Genomic DNA, 20,982 nt, shown 5'->3' on the forward strand with positions numbered 1-20,982 from the left:
GGAATCTCCGGTTACTGACCCAGCGTCAGGGTTTTCATCATCATCGACTTGGTGGTGTTGAGCACCTCGACGTTGGCCTGGTAGCTGCGCGAAGCGGAGATGGTGTTGACCATTTCCCCGACCACGTCCACGTTCGGCATGCGCACGTAACCCTTGGCGTCCGCCAGCGGATTACCCGGCTGATACACCAGTCGCTCGGGCGCCGGATCGTCCACCACCTGGGCGACGCGCACCCCGCCGGTCGGTTGTCCAGGCGCTGCGGCGACCTGGAACACCACCTGCTTGGCGCGGTAAGGTTCACCGTCCGGGCCGGTCACGCTGTCGGCGTTGGCCATGTTGCTGGCGCTGACGTTCATGCGCTGAGACTGCGCCGATAACGCCGAGCCGGAGATATCAAAAATGTTCAGTAAAGACATGCGCCTTATCCTTGTTGCAGCACGGACATCATCCCTTTGATCTGACCGTTGAGCAGCGTCAGGTCGGTCTGATATTTCAGGCTGTTATCGGCAAAGTTGGTGCGTTCGCGATCCATGTCCACCGTATTGCCGTCCATCGACGGCTGGTCCGGCACTCGGAACAGCAGATCAAGCTGTGGCGGCTGCATGGTCTGCGCCGGGATGTGGCGCGCCGCCGTCAGGTTCAGCGCCATGCCGTTGCCGTTGACGCGCCCTTGTTCCAGCACCTTGTTCAATTGGCTGGCGAAATCGATATCCCGCGCCTGATAACCCGGCGTGTCTGCGTTGGCGATGTTGGCGGCCAGAATTTCCTGCCGCTGGGCGCGCAAGTTCAGCGCCTCTTGGCCAAAGCGCAGAGCCGCGTCCAGTTTGTCGAGCATGCTCCCTCCGCGAGGTTAGAATTTGGAGTCGACAGCATAAACGCCCGCCGTGCCACCCTATCGCGGGAATAAACGCAAAATGGGGCGCTATTTATCTGCTTAGCCTGCGCGCGCTGCGGGTACACTTACGCATATCCCGATGAAGCTTGAGAAGATGACGATGAAAGGTAAAATGCTGCTGCTTATCGGCCTGCTGTGCAGTCTGAACGCGCGCGCCGACGATCTGGCGACGCAAATCGAAAGCTTCATCAAAGGCAAATTCAACGGCGAACCGGTGCAGGTGAAAGTGCGGGTGCGCACGCCGCCGAACCAATGGCCCGCTTGCGAACTGCCGCAGCTGTCGTTGTCGCCCAATGCGCGGATCGGCGGCAATGTCAGCATTTCGGCGCGCTGTGGCCAGGAGCGGCGTTTTATTCAGACGCAGGTGCAAGTGTTCGGCCGTTATCTCGTGTCGGCACGCGGCATCAGCGCCGGCGCCCGATTGACGGCGGCGGATCTGACGTTGAAGCAGGGTCGGCTCGATACCCTGCCGCCGCGCGCGCTGACCGAACCGGGCAAAGCGTTAGGCGCCGTCAGCCTGCGCAATATCAGCCCCGGCCAGCCGCTGACGCTCGCCATGCTGCGCCGCGCCTGGCTTATCAAAGCCGGGCAACCGGTGCAGGTCACCGCGCAGGGCGAAGGATTTAACATCAGCGGTGCGGGTAAGGCGATGAACAACGCTGCCGCCGAAGACAGCGTGCGCGTGCGCATGGCGTCCGGGCAGATCGTCAGCGGCGTGGTCGGGGACGACGGCGCGATTCGCATTACGTTATAAAAAAGTAAAGGTTCCGCCAACCTTGCCGATAAGACAAATCAAGCAGCATTTTATTGGCCACCAGGGCCGCAAAACTTTCATTGCAGCGTCGTCGACCGCAAGTGGCGACGGCGTAAACGGAGATGGACCATGAGTATCGATCGCACCCAGCGGTTACAGCCGGTTTCCACTGTGCAACCGCGTGAAACCCCGGCCGACAACCCGCTCCAACCGCGTAAGGCCGCCGTGGCCGAAACCGCCGTCAGCGGCACCCAGGTCAAACTGAGCGAGGCGCAGGCGCGCCTGATGCAGCCGGGCACCCAGGATATCGATATGGGCCGGGTCGAAGCCATCAAGCAGGCGATCCGCAACGGTGAACTGAAAATGGACGCCGGCAAAATCGCCGACGCGCTGCTGCAAGACGCGCAGAGCGATATTCAATGGATCGCCGGCCGCGACTGACAGCGCGGCGGCGGGTAGCGGTAAAGGATAAGTCATCACTATGGAAAACCTGGCACAACTGCTGGATAAACTGTTGGAAACCCTGCAGGCGCTCAATGGCGTGCTGGAGGAAGAGCACGACTTGCTGTGTGCCGGTCAACTGCCCGGCGTGGCGTTGCAGCGCGTCACCGACGCCAAAAGCCAACTGCTGGCGACGGTCGCCTATCTCGAGCAGCAGCGTCTGGGGCAGGAGAAAGCCTGCGGGCAACGCGCCCCTTACGCCAACCATGCGCCCCTGGCCGATCGCTGGCAGCGCGTTCAGTTGCTGAGCCAAACGCTGCGCGAGAAGAACCAGCACAATGGCCTGCTGCTCAATCAGCAGATCGACCATAACGCCCAGGCGCTGTCGATCCTCAGCAAAAACAACAAATCGCTGTATGGCCCGGACGGCCAGTCGCACGTCGGCAGCCTGCTCGGCAGAAAAATCGGCGTCTGACCTGCCCCATTTCGCCCGGTGTACGTGTCGCCGGGCGCAGCTTTATCGGCTTTTGCGCCTCCCTTCGCATTTTCTCCTTGTCGTTTTCTGAGTTCCCTTAACGTTATGCGCCAGGCTGCGCAGAACGGATATTTGCCTGTTCCCCATCACTCCCTATTTCGTCATCTTAGCTCGGTCGTTAAACATCTTGATCTATACCCATTAAGGGTATATTTTCACATGGAGAGTGAATGACCGACATTTATCTCACAAAAGCCTTCCAGACATTTGCCAGCGACGAACGCATCAGTGACGCCACGATAGTGAAAGCGGCGCAAGAGATGCAAAATCAGTTGTACGACGCCAATCTCGGTGGTTGCGTTTACAAAAAACGCATCGCCCGGATGGGGAGTGGAAAACGGCGCGGGTATCGGGTATTAATCGCAACGGCAGATGAAGGCAGGATCTTTTTCATGTATGGCTTTGCCAAAAACGAAAGAGACAACATCAATCAGGATGAGTTAATTTCCTGGCGGCATTTGGCGGCGCTGTATCTGGATTATTCACCATTCAGGCTGTATCAGCTGGTCAACTGCGGGGAATTAATAAGGTTACAACTATGAGCAAGATGCTGAAATCGATCCACCAGGAAGTTCAGGGCCTGCATCGCGCCGGTTTCGTCGATGACGTGACCATGCGCACCTTCGACATGCTGTGCCTGCGGCCGGTGAAACAGTTCGGGCCGGCCGAGATCCGCGCGCTGCGCGAACGGGAAAACGTCAGTCAGCCAGTGTTCGCGCTGTATCTCAACGTCAGCAAAAAAGCGGTGCAGAAATGGGAGCGCGGCGAAGCGCAACCGAACTCCGCCGCGATGAAGCTGTTGACGTTGGTGGAACGCAACGGCCTGCAAATTTTGGCCTGATCCTACTGGTAATTGACGATCACCTGATTGCCAATCACCCGCAGCGGCGGGTTCAACCCGCCTTGCGACTGCACGTAATAGACAAAGCGCAATTCCGCATTGGCCGGCTCTCCCTGCAGACCGATACTGCTGCCGCTGCCGCCACCCAGCGGAATGCAGCGGTTCACCGTGCAGAGCTGCGCCTGCAGGCCCACCGGTTCCGGCCCCAGCAAACGGTAACGCCAGCTGACGCTGGTGATGCGCGCGTTGGCGTCCGGCAGCGCGTTCGGCGGCCGCAAACCGGCGGACTCATCGCGCATGCCGCCCTGTTCCAGCGTAACGCCCGCCCCTTCCGCCACCCAGGAACCGGACACCGCGCCGGCGGCAAGCGGCGCCAACAAACCCAGCAAGCACAAACGGCGTTTCATCAGGCGGCTCCGATGGTCGAGGTCATGCGAATCTGGCGATCGTCGTTGATCTCCAGGTTGGACAGCACCACGATCTGCGGCAAACTGCGGCGCAAGAAGCGCGCCAGCAAGGCCCGCAGCGCATGGTTGACCAGCAGCACCGGCGGCGCGCTGAGCATCTCTTGCCGCTGCAACGCCTGGCGCGCCTGATCCAACAGGCGGTCGGCCAGACCTGGCTCCAGACCGCCGCCGCCTTGCAACGCCTGCAGCAACAGGCGCTCCAGCTGGGTATCCAGCCCGATAACCTGAATCTCACCGTTGCCCGGGAACCACTGCTGCGTGATCGCCCGGCCCAGCGCCACCCGCACCACGGTGGTCAATTCATAAGGATCGCTCTGCGCCGGGGCATGCTCCGCCAGCGTTTCAACGATGGTGCGCATATCGCGAATGGAAACGCGTTCGGCCAACAGGTTTTGCAGCACCTTGTGCAGCGTGGTCAGCGACACCACGCCCGGCACGAAGTCTTCGGTCAGCTTCGGCATCTCCTGCGAAACGCGGTCCAGCAGTTGCTGAGCTTCCTGACGGCCAAACAGTTCGCTGGCGAACTGACCGATCAGGTGATTGAGGTGCGTCGCCACCACGGTGCTGGCCTCCACCACGGTAAAGCCCTGGATCTGCGCCTGCTCGCGCAAGGCGCTGTCGATCCACACCGCTTCCAGCCCAAAGGCCGGATCGACGGTTTTGTCACCCGCCAGCTCGCCTACGGCATTGCCGGGGTTGATCGCCAGCCAGCGGCCCGGTTGCGCTTCGCCGCTGCCGATCTCGACGCCTTTCATCAGGATGCGGTAGCTGGCAGGCGGCAGTTCCAGATTATCGCGAATGTGTACCACCGGCGGCAGATAGCCCATGTCCTGCGCGAATTTCTTGCGGATGCCGCGAATACGCCCAAGCAGCTCGCCGTTCTGCTGAAAATCGACCATCGGGATCAGCCGGTAACCCACTTCCATCCCCAACGGGTCTTCCAACTGCACGTCGGCCCAGCTGGCTTCGGCGGCCTGCGGATTCTCCGGCATCACCGGTGCCTCTACCGTCTTCGGCGCCTGTTGTTCACGGCCACGCAGCCACCAGGCCAGGCCCAGCAAAGCGGCGGTAAACAGCAGGAACACCAGGTTCGGCATGCCCGGCACCAGGCCCAACAGCCCCAGCACCCCGGCGCTGAGCAGCATCACGCGCGGATTGTTGAACAGTTGGCCTACCATCTGCTCGCCGACGTCCTGATCGGTCGCTACGCGGGTGACGATAACGCCGGCGGCGGTGGAGATCACCAACGCCGGGATCTGCGCCACCAGGCCGTCACCGATGGTCAGCAGCGTATAGCTTTCCGCCGCCGCCCCCAGCTCCATGCCGTGTTGCACCACGCCGACCAACAGGCCGCCGACTACGTTCAGCACCATGATCATCAGGCCGGCGATGGCGTCGCCGCGCACGAATTTACTGGCACCGTCCATCGAGCCGTAGAAATCGGCCTCCTGGGTAACTTCAGCGCGGCGTTTCTTCGCTTCGTCTTCGCCGATCAATCCGGCGTTCAGATCGGCGTCAATCGCCATCTGTTTGCCCGGCATGCCGTCCAGCACGAAGCGCGCGCCCACTTCGGCGATACGCCCCGCACCTTTGGTGATGACCATAAAGTTAATCAGCACCAGGATGATGAACACCACGATGCCGATGGCGAAGTTGCCCCCCACCAGGAAGTGACCGAAGGCTTCCACCACGCGGCCGGCGGCGGCGGAGCCGGTGTGCCCTTCCAACAAGATGATGCGCGTCGACGCGACGTTGAGCGACAAACGCAGCAATGTGGAGAACAGCAGGATGGTAGGGAAAGCGGCGAACTCGAGCGTGCGCTGGGTGAACATCGCCACCAGCAGCACCATGATCGACAGCGCGATGTTGAAGGTAAACAGCAGATCAAGGATGAACGCCGGCAACGGCAGCACCATCATCGACAGAATCAACAGGATCAACACCGGGCCGGCCAGCACCTGCCACTGCGTATCTTTAAAATTGCCCGGCAAACGAAGCAGGGAGGCCAAATTAGCCATCAGAGTCACTCTCTCTCGCAAAATCCAGTGCTTCCGGCACCGGTAAACGTTCAGGTTTTTTCGGGATCAGGCCGCCCTCGCGCCGCCAGCGGCGCAGTTGGTACACCCAGGCCAGTACTTCGGCGACCGCGGCATACAGAGTGGCCGGAATATGTTGTCCGATCTCGCTGTGCCGATACAGCGCGCGCGCCAGCGGCGGCGCCTCCAGCATCGGGATGCGGTGTTCCGCACCGAGTTCGCGAATGCGCAAGGCGATTTCGCCGGCCCCTTTGGCCAGCACTTTCGGCGCGCTCATTTTTTTGTCGTTGTACTGCAACGCGACGGCGTAGTGCGTCGGGTTGGTGACGATCACGTCCGCCTTGGGCACATCGGCCATCATGCGGCGCCGGGCGATCGCCCGCTGCTGCTGACGAATGCGCCCCTTAACGTGCGGGTCCCCTTCCTGGTCTTTGAACTCATCGCGAATATCCTGCTTGGTCATCTTCAGCTTCTTGAAGTGACTCCACAGCTGATAAAACACGTCGAATGCCACCATCGGCGTCAATCCCAGCACGACCAGAAAGCCGCAGAACAGAATCATCTGCAGCGCGTTGCCCAGCGCATCGAGCGGCTGCTGAGTCATCAGATGCAGCATCGCCGCCCAGTTGTGCCACAGATAGAGGCCGGTCACCCAACCGACCAGCGTCGCTTTCAGGATCCCTTTCAGCAGCTCGGCCAGCACCTGGGTAGAAAAGATGCGCTTCAACCCGGATAGCGGGTTCAGCCGCTTCAAATCGAACTTGATCGACTTGCCGCTGAACAAAATGCCCCCCAGCAACATCGGCGCGGCGAGCGCCACCAGCACCAGCCCCGCGATGATCGGCAGCAGCGCCAGCACCGCCTGGCGCAGCAACATGCCCAATTGGCGCAGCATCTGTTTATCGTTGCTGACCATGCCGTGATCGAAGTTCAGACCTTGCGTGAGCATCGCCGCCAGCTGTTGCGCCATATTGCTGCCGGACATCAGGATAATCGCCAGGCCGGAGAGCAGCATCAGTACCGAGGTCAGCTCGCGCGAGCGCGGGATCTGGCCGTCTTCACGCGCCTTCTCCAGCCTGTGGGGCGTGGGGGCCTCGCTTTTTTCCAGATCGCTGTCTTCAGCCACGAAACGCCGTTCCTGTGTCGGGAGGGTAAAGAATGGCGGTCAGCATGCCAAAAAATTGGCGATGTCATTGGGGGAACAACGGGGAAAAAGGCGGGTTATTTGGGGGATGAGGCAATCAAGGGGGAGACGTTACAGCCAATTTTCCAGCCGTAAGCCATCAACGCGCTCAAATTCGCGTCGGTTATTGGTCACCAGAATCAATCCTTCGCTGCGCGCATGCCCGGCGATATGCAGATCGTTTACGCCGATAGGCGTTCCCTGACGTTCCAGCGCAGCCCGAATGTTGCCGTAGTGTGAAGCCGCTTTGGCGCCGTAATCGAGAATATCCAATCGGGAGACAAAATCCTCAACCACTCTGGCGTTAACCGCCGGACGCGAGCTTTTCTCCACTCCGTGAACCAATTCGCCATAGGTGACCGACGAAATGACCATTTTGCCCGCATAGCGATTGAACGTCTCCAGCACTTCCAGAGGCCGGCGCTTGATGACATAGATAACAATGTTGGTGTCCAGCATATGGCTGAACATCAAAACTCTTCCCGCTCGCGCTGGTGTTGCCCGGCACGTTCATTGAGGAAGTCATCGCTCACCTCATTTTCCGCGCAGAAGAAACTGTCCCAGGTATTCTCCACCGGCGCAAGAATGCGCTCTTTGCCTATCACGCGGACGGTCACTTTAGAAACGGTATCGGGGAAACGTACCTCTGCGGGCAAGCGCACGGCCTGCGTCCGATTATTGGTAAAGACAGAACCTAACGTCATGGCGACCTCCTTTAACTGGAGTACAAATTATAATCGCCACAGTGTATATAGCAACGCTATATACTCCAATCTTTGCGCGACGCTGCGCAACTTTCGGGGCGCGCCGTCGCGCGCCCCGAAAAGCCTCAGAAACCGAGGCTGTCGAGCAGATCGTCGACCTGCGCCTGATTGGCGATCACGCCGACGCCGTTCTGGTCGAGCTGCGGGCCGTTCAGCAGGCTGTCGTTCGGCCGTTTTTCCTTCACCGGCTGCTCCGGCATGTTTTCCATCAGAACCATCAGCAGCTGCTTTTCGATCTCCTGCACCACGTCCATCATGCGCTTGATTACCTGACCGGTCAGATCCTGGAAATCTTGCGCCATCATGATCTCCAGCAGCTGGGCGTTGGTGAAGGCCGTATGGCCCGGCACCTGATCCAGATACTGGCGAGTGTCGTTGACCAGAGAACGCGCGTCGTCCAGTTCGATGGGATTGGCGAACCACTCGTCCCAGCGCCCTTTCAACGCGTTAGCGCCGGATTCCAGCTCCGCCTGGCGCGGTTGCGCCGCCTCTACGCAGTTCAACGCCCGTTCCGCCGCCTGCGCCGTCATGGTTACGACATAGTCAAGACGGTCGCGCGCATCCGGGATCGCCTCTGCCGCCTGGGCGATCGCCTGATCGAGCCCCAGTTCGCGCATGCTGTCGCGCAGCATTCGGGTCAGTTGGCCGATGCGGGAGATGATCTCTCCCGCGGTCGCTGCATCGCTGGCAGGCATTGGAATGTCTCTCATCGCCCTCTCCTTACATGCCCAATTTTTCAAAAATCTTGTTGAGCTTTTCTTCCAGCGTCGCCGCCGTAAATGGTTTCACTACATAACCGCTGGCGCCGGCCTGCGCCGCCGCGATGATATTTTCTTTCTTGGCTTCCGCGGTCACCATCAGTACCGGCATCGCGGCCAGCGCGCTGTCGGCGCGGATGGTTTGCAACAGCTCAAGCCCGTCCATGTTCGGCATGTTCCAGTCGGACACCACGAAGTCGAAACCGCCGGCGCGCAGCTTGTTCAGCGCATCCGCACCGTCTTCAGCTTCTTCGACGTTGTTGAAGCCCAGCTCTTTCAGCAAATTTCTGACGATGCGACGCATGGTGGAGAAATCGTCCACAACCAGAAATCTGAGGTTCTTGTCTGCCATTGTTACTCCTGAAATAGTTAACCGTTTAATGATGCAAAACCGCAGGCCGCCGCGCGGCGGCCGTGGGTCATATCGCCGCCGGGTAACCCCGGCGGACTAAAATCAAATACGCAATGCCTGGCCGCCGGCAATCTGCGCCAGCATCCGTTGGCTCATTCTGTCCAGCTCGACCACTTCGCTGACGCCGCCGCTGGCGATCGCCTCGCGCGGCATGCCGAACACCACGCAGCTCGCCTCGTTCTGCGCCAGGGTATAAGCCCCGGCGCGATGCATCTCCAACATCCCCGCCGCACCGTCGTTGCCCATGCCGGTGAGGATCACCCCCACCGCATTGCGGCCGGCGTATTGCGCCACCGAGCGGAACAGCACGTCGACCGACGGGCGATGGCGGTTGACCGCCGGGCCGTCATGCAGCTTCACCTGATAGTTGGCGCCGCTGCGCGCCAGCTCCAGATGGCGGTCCCCCGGTGCGATATAGGCGTGGCCCGGCAGCACGCGCTCGCCATCCTCCGCTTCTTTCACCGTGATCTGGCACAGTTTGTTCAGCCGTTCGGCGAACGAACGGGTGAATCCCGGCGGCATGTGTTGCGTGATCAGCAGCGCCGGACTGGTGGCCGGCAGCGGCTGCAGCACCTGGCGGATCGCTTCGGTGCCGCCGGTGGAGGCGCCGATGGCGATCAGTTTTTCACTGCTCAGCAGCGGCGCATGGCTGAGGATCGCCGGCGCCGGGCTGCTCGAGCGCTGAGGCAGGCGCGCCCTGGCCGCGGTGCGGATCTTCTCGGCGATCAGCTCGCTGTAGGCCAGCATGCCCTCGCGAATGCCGAGCTGCGGTTTGGTGACGAAATCCACCGCACCCAACTCCAGCGCACGCAGCGTGATCTCCGATCCTTTGCCGGTCAGCGAAGAGACCATCACCACCGGCATCGGCCGCAGGCGCATCAGTTTCTCGAGGAAATCCAGTCCGTCCATGCGCGGCATCTCGACGTCCAGCGTCAGCACCTGAGGATTAAATTTTTTGATCAGATCGCGCGCTACCAGCGGATCCGGCGCGGTCGCCACCATTTCCATATCGGCATGGCCGTTCACGATTTCCGTCATCAGCTGACGCATCAGTGCCGAATCGTCTACGCATAACACTCTGATTTTACTCATTACCTCTCCTTGGTCAGCCCATACACGGTCTGCCCACGCAAGTAGAAATCCCGGCTGATCTGGCTGAAGTTCTCGGAGTGGCCGGCGAACATCAGCCCCCCCGGCTTAAGCAAGGGAACGAAGCGGCGCAGGATGCGCTCCTGCGTCGCCTTATCGAAATAGATCATGACGTTGCGGCAAAAAATGGCGTCGAACTGCCCCGGCAGCGCCCATTCCGGCGCCAGCAGGTTCAGCGGTTGAAAGTTCACCCGCGCCGCCAGTTCCGGCCGCACCCGCACCAACCCCTGATGCGGCCCGGTGCCGCGCAGAAAATAGCGCTGCATTTGGGTCGGCGTCAGGGTGCGCAGATCTTCCTGGCGGTAAACGCCCGCCTCCGCTTTTTCCAGCACCTGCGTATCGATGTCGCTGGCCCAGACCTGGCAACTGCCGGCCCGCTGCCCCAAGGCATCGCTCAGCGTGATGGCGATCGAATACGGCTCTTCGCCGGTCGAGGCCGCAGTGCTCCAGACGCTGTAGCCGTTCGGCCGTGAGCGCGCATGCTCCGCCAGGATCGGGAAGTGATGCGCCTCGCGGAAAAATGCCGTCAGGTTGGTGGTCAACGCGTTGATGAACGCCTGCCATTCCGCGCTGTTCGGATCGCTTTCCAGCAGCGCCAGATAGTCGCCGAAGTCGTGCAATCCCAGCAGCCGCAATCGGCGCACCAGACGGTTGTAAACCATCTCACGCTTATGCTCCGCCAGCACGATGCCGGCGCGTTGATAAATCAACTGGCTGATACGACGGAAATGCACGTCCGACAGCGGCAGGCGCTGCACCATTTGCGTCAACATCGACGCAGTATCCCGGTTAGAAGTTGACGGCGCCTGTTTCATGCCGCCTCACCGGGGAAAAACGTGCTGTTTATGCGGTTTGACAATCTTGGGCTTCCTTTACCACGGATGAAACTGCGTTGTTGCTGTTACCTGGCGCGACGAAGTTATCGTCCGCCAGACGGAATACCGCGACCGCATCGGCCAGGGTAATAGCCTGCTCTTCCAGCGCGGTGGCGGCAGAGGCGGACTCTTCCACCAGCGCGGCGTTCTGTTGGGTGACCTGGTCCATCTGGGTCACCGCCTGCGTCACCTGCTCGATGCCGCGGCTTTGTTCATCCGAAGCCGACGCGATCTCGCCCATGATGTCGGTGACGCGGGTCACCGAACGTACGATGTCCTGCATGGTGGCGCCGGAATTTTCCACCAGCACCGAGCCGTGTTTGACGCGGCTGACCGATTCGTCGATCAGCACCTTGATCTCTTTCGCCGCCTGGGCGCTGCGGCTCGCCAGGTTACGCACTTCGCCGGCGACCACGGCGAAACCGCGCCCCTGTTCGCCGGCACGCGCCGCTTCCACCGCCGCATTGAGCGCCAGAATGTTGGTCTGGAAGGCGATGCCGTCGATCACGCTGGTGATGGCACCGATTTTTTGCGAGCTGTTGGCGATATCGTGCATGGTGGTGACCACGTCACCGGCCAGTTCACCGCCCTTGGCCGCCGTGGCCGAGGCGTCGCGCGCCAGCTGAGACGCCTGCCGCGCATTGTCGGCGTTCTGTTTCACCGTCGCGGTCAGCTGCTCCATGCTGGCGGCGGTCTCTTCCAGCGAAGCGGCCTGCTGCTCGGTGCGGGAAGAGAGATCGTTGTTACCTTCGGAGATCTCCTGCAGGCCGATCAAAATCGATTCCGCCCCGTCGCGCACCGCGCCGACGGTGCCGATCAGCGACTGCTGTGTGCGCTGCAGGCTGGCGAACAGCATGCTGATTTCATTGCGGCCGTACACCTGAATCGGCGTCGCCAAGTCGCCGGCGGCGATGCGTTCAAAGTGGCTGCGGATTTGGTTCAGCGGTTGTACCAACATGGTGCGCAACCACCACATGGCGCTGCCGGTCACCACGATCAGCATCAATACCGCCCCCGCCAGCATCAGGCCCGCCAGCGTGAAGGAGAACTGGTTGGCGTCTCTGGCCTCGCTGATGTCGCCGTTGATCAACTGCAGATACTGCACGAAGTCGGCCTCGAACAGGTCCTGGGTCTTCTGCGTCGGCTGATCCATAAACGCCTGCAGCTCCCCTTTTTCCAGGAAGCCGATCAGCTCGCGCAGCGCGCCGCGCAACCGCTCGTAGCTGGCCTTGGTGGTCGCCGTCTGCTGGCTCTGTTGCTCACTGCTGCGCTCAACCGCCATGAACTGATTGAAATAGAGATCGGCCTTCTGCAGCGAACTGCGGGCGCTGCTCATCAATTCGTTCACCTGTTCCTGCGGCAGCTTCAGCGCCGCGCGGGTGCCGGCGCGGTTCAACGTATTGCGCGCCTGCAACAGCGACACCCAGCTCAGGCTGAGCGAATCGCGCTGCTGGCTGCCGAGGGTGATGATATCGAGGTTGTGGTTATCGGAGCGGAACGCGGAATACGACAGGCCGCTGCTGGCCAACTGCAGAACGCAGAAGGTCATCAACAACAGGAACAAGCTGGTAGAGATACGGATTCGGTTAAACACTGTGAACCTCCTTGCAGCCGGCCGGCGACCGACCTACGTAGGGAAAAGGGCCTCTGCGAGAGAGGCCCGATACCGGTCAGAACGTTTCCCAGTTATCCTGCAGATCGCTGGCGTTCATTTTTTTATGATTGATTACCGGTGTTACCGTCGCCTTGCTGGTGACAGGTGTTTTAAACTCTTCCTGGCCTTCCGACCTCAGGCGGAATACCGCCACCGACTGGGTCAGCATGCTGGCCTGTTCTTCCAGCGCCGCCGCCGCCGAGGCAGATTCTTCTACCAACGAGGCGTTCTGCTGGGTCACGCGGTCCATTTCCGCCACCGCCTGGCCAACCTGATCGATGCCGCGGCTCTGCTCGTCCGAAGCCGACGCGATTTCGCCCATGATGTCGGTCACACGGGTAACGGCGTTGACGATGTCGCCCATGGTTTCGCCGGCGCTCTCGACCAACACGGAACCCATATCGACGCGGCTGACCGAGTCTTCAATCAGGCCTTTGATCTCTTTCGCCGCCTGTGCGCTGCGCTGCGCCAGGTTGCGCACTTCACCGGCCACCACCGCGAAGCCACGGCCCTGTTCGCCTGCGCGCGCCGCTTCCACCGCGGCGTTCAACGCCAGGATGTTGGTCTGGAAAGCGATACCGTCGATCACACCGGTAATATCGGCGATCTTCTGTGAACTGCCGGCGATGTCGTGCATGGTCTGCACCACGTTAGCCACGACCTTGCCGCCTTTCTGCGCGGTTTCGGAGGCGCTCAGCGCCAGCTGAGAGGCCTGACGGGCGTTTTCGGCGTTCTGTTTCACCGTCGCGGTCAACTGCTCCATGCTGGCGGCGGTCTCTTCCAGCGAAGCAGCCTGCTGCTCGGTGCGGGAGGAGAGATCGTTGTTGCCTGCGGCGATTTCAGACGCGCCGCTGTAGATGGCGTCTGCGCCCTGACGCACGCCGCTGACGGTTTCGATCAGCTCGCTTTGCATGTGTTTCAGGCTGGCTGCCAGCACGCCCATTTCGTTGCGGCTGGTGACGACGATCTGTTGAGTCAGGTCGCCGGCGGCGATCTGTTTGATGTGGTCGATCATGCGATTCAGCGGACGCACCAGGATGTGATGGATACCGGTCCAGGCCAGTACGATCACCGCCAGCACCACCACCAGCACCACGATCAGCGTCCAAATGGCCGAGTTGTAGGAGCTGTTGCTGCCGTCGACCGCGATTTGGTACAGCTTGCCGTTTTGCTCCAGGTAAACGTTGTAGCTCTGCTCAAAGTTGTCCTGGTAGCTCTGCGTAGGCTGATCGAAGAAGGCGTTGATCTTGCCTTCGCCCAGCAGTTGGATCAGTTCGGAAAGCGCGCCGTACAGAATGTCGTATTGCTGCTTCACGCGCTCTGCAGACTGAGGATCCTGACGCGGATCCTGAGGGATTTTCTCGTACGCGGCGTAGTGTCTTTCCGCCTCGGCCAGCTCTTCTTTCGCCTTGGCCAGCAATTCATCAATGGTGGCGCCGCTGCCGATCTTATTGGTATCCATCATGTAACGAATACCGGCGCGGTTCAGCGAGTTGCGCGCCTGCAGCAGGTCAACGCGGCTTTCACTCAGCTGCAGCTGCTGCTGACGGATAGTTTGCAGGACGGTAAAGTTTTCCTTATCGCTTTTCAGCGAGGAGAAAAAGAGTCCGCCCGAAATCAACTGCAAGGCGCCAAACAGCACCAACACCAGCAACAGGCTGGTGACCACCTTCATACGATTTAACATGATTTCCCTTGTTGAAGCCCGCGCAGACAGGCTTTGATGACGTTGAATGTGAGAGTTATCGGCGCAGCGCGGCAAAACTTTATGCGGGAAAGTAACTATTTTTAGTGGGGGTTCAGGACACGGCCTGCGGCGTCGCGGCAAGTCATGGAAAGTGAAGGTGATAGGGGGCAGCGCCCTGCCCCCTTGGGTCTTGAATCAGACGCTTTTCGCCACGCTGTCGACCAGCGACATCTCTTCGCTGCTCAGCAGCTTTTCGATATCCACCAGGATCAACATGCGCTCGCCCAGCGAACCGAGGCCGGTGAGGTATTCGGTCGCCAGCGTCACCGCAAACTCCGGTGCCGGGCGGATCTGATCGGCGGTCAGCGACAGCACGTCGGAAACGCCGTCGACCACGATGCCCACCACGCGCTGGCCAAAGTTCAGCACGATCACCACGGTGTTCTCATCGTAAGACACGCTCTGCTGCGAGAACTTCACCCGCAGATCGATGATCGGCACGATCACGCCGCGCAGGTTAGTAACGCCCTTGATGAACGCCGGGGTGTTGGCGATGCGGGTTACCTGATCGTAGCCGCGAATTTCCTGCACCTTGAGGATATCGATGCCGTACTCCTCGTTGCCCAGGGTAAAAATCAGAAACTCTTGCCCTACCGTTTCGCCAGCCAATTTGCTGACGGCTGCCAATCCTGCCATATCATTCACCTTTTAAATCAATAAACTCATTATTATGCGGCGGCGTCCGTCAGACGCTTTTCACGGTTCAAGGTTTGCAACGCCGAGACATCGACGATCAATGCCACGCTGCCGTCGCCCAAAATGGTCGCGGCGGAGATGCCCGGCACTTTGCGGTAGTTGCTTTCCAGATTCTTCACCACCACCTGATGCTGGCCGATCAGCTGATCCACCAGCAACGCATATCGGCGGCCGGCGCTTTGCAGGATAACGACGATGCCCTGCGTGGCGTCGGTTTTGGCGCCTTCCACTTCGAACACCCGATACAGCTCCACCAGCGGCAGGTATTCGCCGCGCACCTGCAGCACGCGTTCGCCGCCGGCCAACGGATGCAGGTCTTCCGCCTGCGGCTGCAGCGACTCCATCACCGCGTTCAGCGGCAGGATAAAGACTTCGTCGTTCACCTTAACCGACATGCCGTCGAGGATCGCCAGCGTCAGCGGCAGCAGGATACGGATGGTGGTGCCTTTGCCGGCCTGCGAGCGGATCTCGACGTGACCGCCCATCTCCTGAATGTTCCGTTTCACCACGTCCATGCCGACGCCGCGGCCGGAAACGTCGGTCACCTGTTCGGCGGTGGAGAAGCCCGGCGCAAAGATCAGCATGCCGACCTCTTCGTCGCTCATGCTGTCACTGACCGCCAGCCCTTGCGACGCGGCCTTGGCGAGAATTTTTTCGCGGTTCAGCCCGGCGCCGTCGTCGATGACCTCAATGCAGATGTTGCCGCCCTGATGTTCGGCAGACAGCACCAGATTGCCCACCGCCGACTTGCCGGCGGCGATGCGGGTGGCCGGCTCTTCGATGCCGTGATCGAGGCTGTTGCGCACCAGGTGCGTCAGCGGATCGATAATGCGTTCGATCAGGCTCTTGTCCAGTTCGGTGGAACTGCCCTGCAGCGTCAGCTCCACCCGTTTGTTCAGCTTGCCAGCCAGATCGCGCACCAGACGCGGATAGCGGCTGAAGACATATTCCATCGGCATCATGCGGATCGACATCACCGACTCCTGCAGATCGCGCGCGTTACGCTCCAGCTGGCTCATGCTGTTCAGCAGGTCGCCGTGGTTCACCGGATCCAGCGTGCCGGAGCGTTGCGCCAGCATCGACTGGGTGATCACCAGCTCGCCCACCAGGTTGATCAGCTGATCCACCTTTTCCACCGCTACGCGAATGCTGGTGGACTCGCTCGCCTTGGCGCGCGCTTTCGGCGCTTCCGCCTGCGCGGCGGCCGGTTTGGCGGCAGGCGGCGCGGCGTTCGCAACCGGCGCAGGCGCGGGCTCTGGCGCAACGACCGCCTCCGGCGAGTTCGCTGCCGCGACGACCGGCGCACTCTGCGTCGGCGTCGAGAAGCTGATTTGTTCCGGTTCCAGCACGAAGCACAGCACGGCGCTGATGTCGTCCTCGCTGGCGGAGGTGAGCAACGTGACGTCCAGACTGTGCTCCGTCTGATGAGGGTCTTTAACCTCGCCGAGGTTGCCCAGCTCTTCCAACATCAACGGGATTTCACTGGCTTTCAGCCCGTTCAGGCTGATGCGCATACCACCTTCGATCGCCGCCGGCGCGGCCGCTGGCTGCACAACGGGCTGCTGAACGACCGGCTGAGCCGCAGGCGCCTCCTGCTGCTGTTGCGCTTCCAACGCCAGCTGACGCAGCGCCTGGCAAATGTATTCAAAGCTTTCAGCGTCAGGCTGTTGCGAGGTCTTATAGGCGTCCAGTTGCTCCTGCATAATGTCTTTGGTTTCCAGAAACAGGTTGATAATCTCGGTGCTCAGGCTCATTTCTTGGCGCCTTGCACCGTCCAGCAGGTTCTCCAGCAGGTGGGTGGTTTCCTGCAGCACCGAAAAACCAAAGGTCGCCGCCCCGCCCTTGATCGAATGCGCCGCGCGGAAGATGGCGTTCAACGGCTCGATATCGGGGGCCAGCGGATCCAGCTCCAGCAGGTGTTGCTCCATGTCGGCCAGCAACTCGTCCGCCTCATCAAAGAAGGTCTGATAAAAATCGCTAATGTCCATGCTCACGGGGTCACCTCTGGCTGTGAGTCGCGGTTAGTCGGTGCGGGCGCGGCTGCCGGCTGTTCCGGCGTTTGACCGGCCGTGGCTAGCGCCGGGGATGCCTGCAATTGACCGTCGGGATCCGCCGCCGGCAGCGGCGTTGGATCGGTCGGCGTTGCCGCCTGGGGTTCCGGCGTTTGGCTGGCCGGCGCAGTCGCCGACGGCGCCAGCTGCTTCAGGCTGTCCGGCTGGGCAATATCCACCGCGTTGCCTTCAGCATTTTCGTGTTCGATGCCTTCTTGCGTTTGCTTATTCAGCACCAGCACGGTGATGCGACGGTTGATCGCGTCATCGGCGCCGTGCTGTTTCAGGCTCATGGTGGCCGCCATGCCCACCACTCGCAGCACCTTGCCTTCCGCCAGACCACCGGCGATCAGCTCGCGTCGGGAGGCGTTGGCGCGATCGGCCGACAGTTCCCAGTTGCTGTAGCCGCGCTCGCCGGTGGCGTAAGGGATATCATCGGTATGGCCGGACAGGCTGATCTTGTTCGGCAGATCGTTCAGAATCGGGGCTATCGCCCGCAGAATATCACGCATGTAGCTCTCGACCTGCGCGCTACCGGTTTTGAACATCGGCCGATTCTGGCTATCGATAATCTGGATGCGCAGCCCCTCGTCCATCATGTTGATCAGCAGATGCGGACGCAGCGCCTTCAGGCGCGGATCGGACTCAATCAGTTCATCCAGCTTTTCGCGCAGCTTGTTCAGCCGCAGCTCTTCGGCGCGCTTATCCGGCGAATCGACCTGTTTTTTCACCAGGCCGTGCTGTTGCGTCGGATCGTCGCCGCCGCCCGGAATCGGACTGCTTTCGGAACTGCTCTTGTCGCCGCTGGTCAGGGCAACCTTGAGCGGCGTGCGGAAGTATTCGGCGATTTGCGTCAGCTCCTGCGGGCTGGCGATCGCCAGCAGCCACATCACCAGGAAGAATGCCATCATCGCCGTCATAAAGTCGGCATAGGCAATCTTCCAGGAGCCGCCGTGATGGGCGGCATGATGCGACTTGCGCTTTCTGACCAGGACGACCGGGTGATTCTGTTTCATGCTTCTTCTTCTTCCGTCGCCTGCTGTGCCGGCGCTTTCACGCGGCGCACATGTTCTTCCAGCTCAACGAAAGAAGGACGTTCGGTGGTATACAGTGTTTTACGGCCGAACTCGACCGCGATCTGCGGGGCATAACCGTTCAGGCTCGACAGCAGCGTGACCTTGATGCACTGCATCATCTTGATGTTTTCGGCGCTCTTCTGGCGCAGCAACGTGGCCAGCGGCGAGATAAAGCCGTAGGCCAACAGAATGCCGAGGAAAGTACCGACCATGGCGTTGGCGATCAGCGCCCCCAGCTCAGCGGCCGGACGGTCAGCCGAAGCCAGAGCGTGCACCACCCCCATCACCGCCGCGACGATACCGAACGCAGGCAAGGAATCGCCCACCATCGCCAGGCTGCCGGCGGGCACTTCACTTTCCTGCTCGTAGGTTTCGATCTCTTCGTCCATCAGCGCTTCGATCTCGAACGCATTCATATTGCCGCTCACCATCAGCCGTAAATAGTCGGTAATGAACTCCACCAGGGTGTTATCGGCAAGGATGCGCGGATAATTAGAGAAAATTTCACTTTCTTGCGGATTATCGATGTCGAACTCGAGCGACAGCATGCCCTGCTGACGCGATTTGGCCAGCAGGCGGAACAGCAGCGCCATCAGATCCATGTACAGATCTTTGTTGTATTTGGAGCGCCGCATCAGGCGTGGCAACGCGCGCAGCGTGGCCTTGATCGCCTTGCCGTTGTTGCCGACGATGAAAGCGCCGACGCCCGCCCCGCCGATGATCAGAAATTCAGCCGGCTGATATAACGCGCCGAGATGACCGCCCACGATCAGGTAGCCGCCAAACACCGCACCCAATACCACGAGATAACCCAAAATAACTAGCACACGCATTCCTTAAATTAACAATGTGGATGGAAGGTGGGGCAAACGCGCCCTGGCCAACAGACCAGGCGGCATGTCTGGGGGCGGCATGCCGCCCCTGCGTATCACACGTCGGTGTTCATTGCCGAGAGCCGGCAACGTGGCGGCTCAAATGGCGCGTTTGACCTGCTCGTCCAGCAGTTGAGGAATAATATCGGCCAGTTGCGGCGAAAGTTTACGTCTTTTTACTGCGCGGGATGGGGGTTGACATAAACTGCAGATGAAACCATTCAGCGGCTGGTGCGCATGGGTGATAAATGCGCCGCCGCAGCAGCTGCAGGCGGAGAGTTGCAGCATGCCGCTGTCGACGAAACGCACCAGCGTCCAGGCGCGCGTCAACGCCAGCAGCGGCGCATCGCCGGCCTGCTGGGGGCATTGTTCCAGATAGAGGCGATAGGCTTTAATCACCGCCTCCACTCCGCTGCACTGCCCACTTTTCATCAGGAACAGGTAAGCGTTGTAAAACATCGAAGAGTGAATATTTTGTTCCCAGGTCATAAACCAGTCGGTTGAGAACGGCAACATCCCTTTCGGCGGCGGACTGCCGCGCAACTCCTTATAAAGTTTAATCAAGCGCCCGCGGCTGAGCTGGGTCTCGCTCTCCAGCATCTGCAAACGGGCTCCCAGTGAAATCAGCTCCATCGCGAGCTGAATGTCCTTGGCTTCTTGAACAATACTTTTCTCAACCATCATCAGGCTCTTTTCTTCGTCGGGCTAGCGTCTTTACTCGATAGCTCTTGCAGTAAATGGCTTGATAGCAAAATGCCGGTATGGATTTGTTGCAGATCGTCGACGCGCGACTCTTTGGTCAGGCGTTCGATGGTCTGGTGATCGTTAAAGCGGAAGTGGCAAACCAGCTGGTTGGTCTCAGCCAGTTTAACCATTTGCGGCAAAGTCAGCTGCGCCAACGCGTCAGCCATGGTTTCATCGATACCAAGGCGGAACATCGCGGACGCTTTTTCATCGTTGATCAAACGCTGTGCTAAAAGTAAATATGACAAATTGATGTCATAAATATGCTTAAGTAATTCAGACGTACCCATATTCCCCATCCCGACAGACTATGTTTAAAAACATACGCTGGGTGATAAATTTTATCGCCCGTGACCTGGGTTTTTTCCCAAAGTTGGCAAATTAATCTCTCAAAAACGACCGCTATAACTTTCGCCAATCGCTAAATTCGACCACTGTTCAGTATTTGCTACGAGCGTAAACCTACGTGTATGGATGTACAGCATTTTGCTTCGATAGTGTTTAGCCACCATGAAACTATTTTTACAAATTTAATAAGATTATTCCTAAAGCAACGCAACTCTACCCCCGAACCATTAGCACACACAATGTAAGTGAGAGGCAATTTTAAATACAATGTGACATGGATCACAAAAATAAAAAATATTTAAGCCAAATACGACTAAATGCGCACATTTATTGACCTCGTTTTCGCTCACAAAATAGCCATAGGTAAAAAAACGTCTTAAAAACAATGTTTATAAGCCAAAAAATTATCTTTTTTAGATCAATTCGAACAAAAGCATCACTAAACCAAAATAACAGAACAAAAATCTGTATATAGGCGACAAACTCAGTATAAATAACCAATTACGTTGCTAAAAAATATCCAAGATGAAAAATAACCAACGAAAACTATAAGGTTATTACCTTTCAGATTTGACTTAAGCCCCTCGCTTCGGGCTGCTCTAATTTTCAACATAAGGTGATTAGGGCTTATCAATGATTCGCTGACGTTGTGAACAAGCCAACAGACGTAACGATATGTTTCCG

At 59.4% G+C, this 20,982-nt stretch carries 24 protein-coding genes; 5 read left to right on the plus strand and 19 right to left on the minus strand.

Annotated elements, in window-relative coordinates; genetic code table 11:
* Positions 1-11 precede the first annotated feature (11 nt).
* Together flgC and flgB are read right to left on the minus strand one after the other, a co-directional pair.
* The gene (gene flgC, locus AAIE04_RS10790) at positions 12-416 is read right to left on the minus strand and encodes a flagellar basal body rod protein FlgC (protein WP_004934826.1); all 405 of its coding nucleotides are present in this window, start codon (positions 414-416) and stop codon (positions 12-14) included.
* Between the two features lie 5 nt (positions 417-421).
* Positions 422-835, minus strand: a complete 414-nt coding sequence (gene flgB, locus AAIE04_RS10795; protein ID WP_019452955.1) for a flagellar basal body rod protein FlgB — start codon at positions 833-835, stop codon at positions 422-424.
* 160 nt (positions 836-995) lie between these two features.
* Between flgB and flgA the strand changes: the two genes are divergently transcribed.
* The 5 genes from flgA (at position 996) to AAIE04_RS10820 (ending at position 3,466) form a co-directional block, all read left to right on the plus strand.
* On the plus strand, positions 996-1,649 hold the full coding sequence (gene flgA, locus AAIE04_RS10800) for a flagellar basal body P-ring formation chaperone FlgA (protein ID WP_019452956.1): 654 nt from the start codon (positions 996-998) through the stop codon (positions 1,647-1,649).
* Positions 1,650-1,778: 129 nt separating this feature from the next.
* Positions 1,779-2,090 carry a flagellar biosynthesis anti-sigma factor FlgM gene (gene flgM / locus AAIE04_RS10805; RefSeq protein WP_019452957.1) on the plus strand — a complete coding sequence of 104 codons (312 nt, stop codon included), beginning with the start codon at positions 1,779-1,781 and terminating at the stop codon, positions 2,088-2,090.
* Between the two features lie 40 nt (positions 2,091-2,130).
* Positions 2,131-2,565 carry a flagella synthesis protein FlgN gene (locus AAIE04_RS10810; RefSeq protein WP_154746392.1) on the plus strand — a complete coding sequence of 145 codons (435 nt, stop codon included), beginning with the start codon at positions 2,131-2,133 and terminating at the stop codon, positions 2,563-2,565.
* A 230-nt stretch (positions 2,566-2,795) separates the two neighbouring features.
* Positions 2,796-3,167: a type II toxin-antitoxin system RelE/ParE family toxin gene (locus AAIE04_RS10815; protein ID WP_063918546.1), complete on the plus strand. Its 372-nt coding sequence runs from the start codon at positions 2,796-2,798 to the stop codon at positions 3,165-3,167.
* Positions 3,164-3,466 carry a helix-turn-helix domain-containing protein gene (locus tag AAIE04_RS10820; RefSeq protein ID WP_033632742.1) on the plus strand — a complete coding sequence of 101 codons (303 nt, stop codon included), beginning with the start codon at positions 3,164-3,166 and terminating at the stop codon, positions 3,464-3,466. The genes AAIE04_RS10815 and AAIE04_RS10820 overlap by 4 nt, the downstream gene beginning before the upstream one ends.
* A gap of 2 nt (positions 3,467-3,468) precedes the next feature.
* Here the strand turns inward: AAIE04_RS10820 and AAIE04_RS10825 are convergent, their stop codons facing one another.
* The 17 genes from AAIE04_RS10825 to flhD form a co-directional block, all read right to left on the minus strand.
* Complete coding sequence (locus tag AAIE04_RS10825) at positions 3,469-3,873, minus strand: flagellar protein FlhE (RefSeq protein WP_019452960.1); 405 nt, start codon at positions 3,871-3,873, stop codon at positions 3,469-3,471.
* Entirely contained in the window at positions 3,873-5,951 is a 2,079-nt protein-coding gene (gene flhA, locus AAIE04_RS10830; RefSeq protein ID WP_019452961.1) for a flagellar biosynthesis protein FlhA, read from the minus strand. Before flhA ends, AAIE04_RS10825 begins: the two co-directional genes overlap by 1 nt.
* Positions 5,944-7,095 (minus strand): flagellar biosynthesis protein FlhB, encoded by a 1,152-nt coding sequence (gene flhB, locus AAIE04_RS10835; protein WP_498576915.1) that lies wholly within the window; start codon positions 7,093-7,095, stop codon positions 5,944-5,946. The genes flhA and flhB overlap by 8 nt, the downstream gene beginning before the upstream one ends.
* 129 nt (positions 7,096-7,224) lie before the next feature.
* Positions 7,225-7,623: a type II toxin-antitoxin system tRNA(fMet)-specific endonuclease VapC gene (vapC, locus tag AAIE04_RS10840; RefSeq protein ID WP_498576916.1), complete on the minus strand. Its 399-nt coding sequence runs from the start codon at positions 7,621-7,623 to the stop codon at positions 7,225-7,227.
* A complete protein-coding gene (gene vapB, locus AAIE04_RS10845) occupies positions 7,623-7,856 on the minus strand; it encodes a type II toxin-antitoxin system VapB family antitoxin (RefSeq protein WP_154746396.1) in 234 nt (77 codons plus the stop codon). The genes vapC and vapB overlap by 1 nt, the downstream gene beginning before the upstream one ends.
* A 125-nt stretch (positions 7,857-7,981) precedes the next feature.
* The gene (gene cheZ, locus AAIE04_RS10850) at positions 7,982-8,626 is read right to left on the minus strand and encodes a protein phosphatase CheZ (RefSeq protein WP_004934858.1); all 645 of its coding nucleotides are present in this window, start codon (positions 8,624-8,626) and stop codon (positions 7,982-7,984) included.
* A gap of 10 nt (positions 8,627-8,636) precedes the next feature.
* Positions 8,637-9,026, minus strand: a complete 390-nt coding sequence (cheY, locus tag AAIE04_RS10855; protein ID WP_004934862.1) for a chemotaxis response regulator CheY — start codon at positions 9,024-9,026, stop codon at positions 8,637-8,639.
* Positions 9,027-9,128: 102 nt separating this feature from the next.
* The gene (locus tag AAIE04_RS10860; RefSeq protein ID WP_016927288.1) at positions 9,129-10,178 is read right to left on the minus strand and encodes a protein-glutamate methylesterase/protein-glutamine glutaminase; all 1,050 of its coding nucleotides are present in this window, start codon (positions 10,176-10,178) and stop codon (positions 9,129-9,131) included.
* A complete protein-coding gene (gene cheR, locus AAIE04_RS10865) occupies positions 10,178-11,050 on the minus strand; it encodes a protein-glutamate O-methyltransferase CheR (RefSeq protein WP_025159837.1) in 873 nt (290 codons plus the stop codon). Before cheR ends, AAIE04_RS10860 begins: the two co-directional genes overlap by 1 nt.
* Before the next feature lie 28 nt (positions 11,051-11,078).
* On the minus strand, positions 11,079-12,704 hold the full coding sequence (locus AAIE04_RS10870) for a methyl-accepting chemotaxis protein (protein ID WP_019452966.1): 1,626 nt from the start codon (positions 12,702-12,704) through the stop codon (positions 11,079-11,081).
* A gap of 76 nt (positions 12,705-12,780) precedes the next feature.
* On the minus strand, positions 12,781-14,451 hold the full coding sequence (locus tag AAIE04_RS10875; RefSeq protein ID WP_025159838.1) for a methyl-accepting chemotaxis protein: 1,671 nt from the start codon (positions 14,449-14,451) through the stop codon (positions 12,781-12,783).
* Positions 14,452-14,646: 195 nt separating this feature from the next.
* Complete coding sequence (cheW, locus tag AAIE04_RS10880; RefSeq protein ID WP_004934876.1) at positions 14,647-15,147, minus strand: chemotaxis protein CheW; 501 nt, start codon at positions 15,145-15,147, stop codon at positions 14,647-14,649.
* Positions 15,148-15,179: 32 nt separating this feature from the next.
* Entirely contained in the window at positions 15,180-17,201 is a 2,022-nt protein-coding gene (gene cheA, locus AAIE04_RS10885) for a chemotaxis protein CheA (protein WP_498576917.1), read from the minus strand.
* Positions 17,198-18,274 (minus strand): flagellar motor protein MotB, encoded by a 1,077-nt coding sequence (gene motB, locus AAIE04_RS10890; protein ID WP_019452969.1) that lies wholly within the window; start codon positions 18,272-18,274, stop codon positions 17,198-17,200. The genes cheA and motB overlap by 4 nt, the downstream gene beginning before the upstream one ends.
* Positions 18,271-19,161, minus strand: a complete 891-nt coding sequence (motA, locus tag AAIE04_RS10895; protein ID WP_498576918.1) for a flagellar motor stator protein MotA — start codon at positions 19,159-19,161, stop codon at positions 18,271-18,273. Before motA ends, motB begins: the two co-directional genes overlap by 4 nt.
* Positions 19,162-19,305: 144 nt before the next feature.
* Positions 19,306-19,890: a flagellar transcriptional regulator FlhC gene (flhC, locus tag AAIE04_RS10900; RefSeq protein ID WP_019452971.1), complete on the minus strand. Its 585-nt coding sequence runs from the start codon at positions 19,888-19,890 to the stop codon at positions 19,306-19,308.
* A complete protein-coding gene (gene flhD / locus AAIE04_RS10905) occupies positions 19,890-20,240 on the minus strand; it encodes a flagellar transcriptional regulator FlhD (RefSeq protein WP_033643537.1) in 351 nt (116 codons plus the stop codon). The genes flhC and flhD overlap by 1 nt, the downstream gene beginning before the upstream one ends.
* Positions 20,241-20,982 lie beyond the last annotated feature (742 nt).

The sequence above is a fragment of the Serratia sp. Ae19-1 genome, assembly GCF_059801225.1.

Excerpts from the sequence above, each read along its gene's own strand:
- AAIE04_RS10875 (WP_025159838.1), bottom strand. The coding sequence starts at position 14,451 with ATGTTAAATCGTATGAAGGTGGTCACCAGCCTGTTGCTGGTGTTGGTG.
- vapB (WP_154746396.1), bottom strand. The coding sequence starts at position 7,856 with ATGACGTTAGGTTCTGTCTTTACCAATAATCGGACGCAGGCCGTGCGC.
- cheY (WP_004934862.1), bottom strand. The coding sequence starts at position 9,026 with ATGGCAGACAAGAACCTCAGATTTCTGGTTGTGGACGATTTCTCCACC.
- flhA (WP_019452961.1), bottom strand. The coding sequence starts at position 5,951 with ATGGCTAATTTGGCCTCCCTGCTTCGTTTGCCGGGCAATTTTAAAGAT.
- flhC (WP_019452971.1), bottom strand. The coding sequence starts at position 19,890 with ATGATGGTTGAGAAAAGTATTGTTCAAGAAGCCAAGGACATTCAGCTC.
- flgC (WP_004934826.1), bottom strand. The coding sequence starts at position 416 with ATGTCTTTACTGAACATTTTTGATATCTCCGGCTCGGCGTTATCGGCG.
- flgA (WP_019452956.1), top strand. The coding sequence starts at position 996 with ATGAAAGGTAAAATGCTGCTGCTTATCGGCCTGCTGTGCAGTCTGAAC.
- AAIE04_RS10825 (WP_019452960.1), bottom strand. The coding sequence starts at position 3,873 with ATGAAACGCCGTTTGTGCTTGCTGGGTTTGTTGGCGCCGCTTGCCGCC.
- cheR (WP_025159837.1), bottom strand. The coding sequence starts at position 11,050 with ATGAAACAGGCGCCGTCAACTTCTAACCGGGATACTGCGTCGATGTTG.
- cheW (WP_004934876.1), bottom strand. The coding sequence starts at position 15,147 with ATGGCAGGATTGGCAGCCGTCAGCAAATTGGCTGGCGAAACGGTAGGG.
- AAIE04_RS10815 (WP_063918546.1), top strand. The coding sequence starts at position 2,796 with ATGACCGACATTTATCTCACAAAAGCCTTCCAGACATTTGCCAGCGAC.
- motB (WP_019452969.1), bottom strand. The coding sequence starts at position 18,274 with ATGAAACAGAATCACCCGGTCGTCCTGGTCAGAAAGCGCAAGTCGCAT.
- AAIE04_RS10820 (WP_033632742.1), top strand. The coding sequence starts at position 3,164 with ATGAGCAAGATGCTGAAATCGATCCACCAGGAAGTTCAGGGCCTGCAT.
- flgB (WP_019452955.1), bottom strand. The coding sequence starts at position 835 with ATGCTCGACAAACTGGACGCGGCTCTGCGCTTTGGCCAAGAGGCGCTG.
- AAIE04_RS10860 (WP_016927288.1), bottom strand. The coding sequence starts at position 10,178 with ATGAGTAAAATCAGAGTGTTATGCGTAGACGATTCGGCACTGATGCGT.
- cheZ (WP_004934858.1), bottom strand. The coding sequence starts at position 8,626 with ATGAGAGACATTCCAATGCCTGCCAGCGATGCAGCGACCGCGGGAGAG.
- flhD (WP_033643537.1), bottom strand. The coding sequence starts at position 20,240 with ATGGGTACGTCTGAATTACTTAAGCATATTTATGACATCAATTTGTCA.
- AAIE04_RS10810 (WP_154746392.1), top strand. The coding sequence starts at position 2,131 with ATGGAAAACCTGGCACAACTGCTGGATAAACTGTTGGAAACCCTGCAG.
- flgM (WP_019452957.1), top strand. The coding sequence starts at position 1,779 with ATGAGTATCGATCGCACCCAGCGGTTACAGCCGGTTTCCACTGTGCAA.
- vapC (WP_498576916.1), bottom strand. The coding sequence starts at position 7,623 with ATGTTCAGCCATATGCTGGACACCAACATTGTTATCTATGTCATCAAG.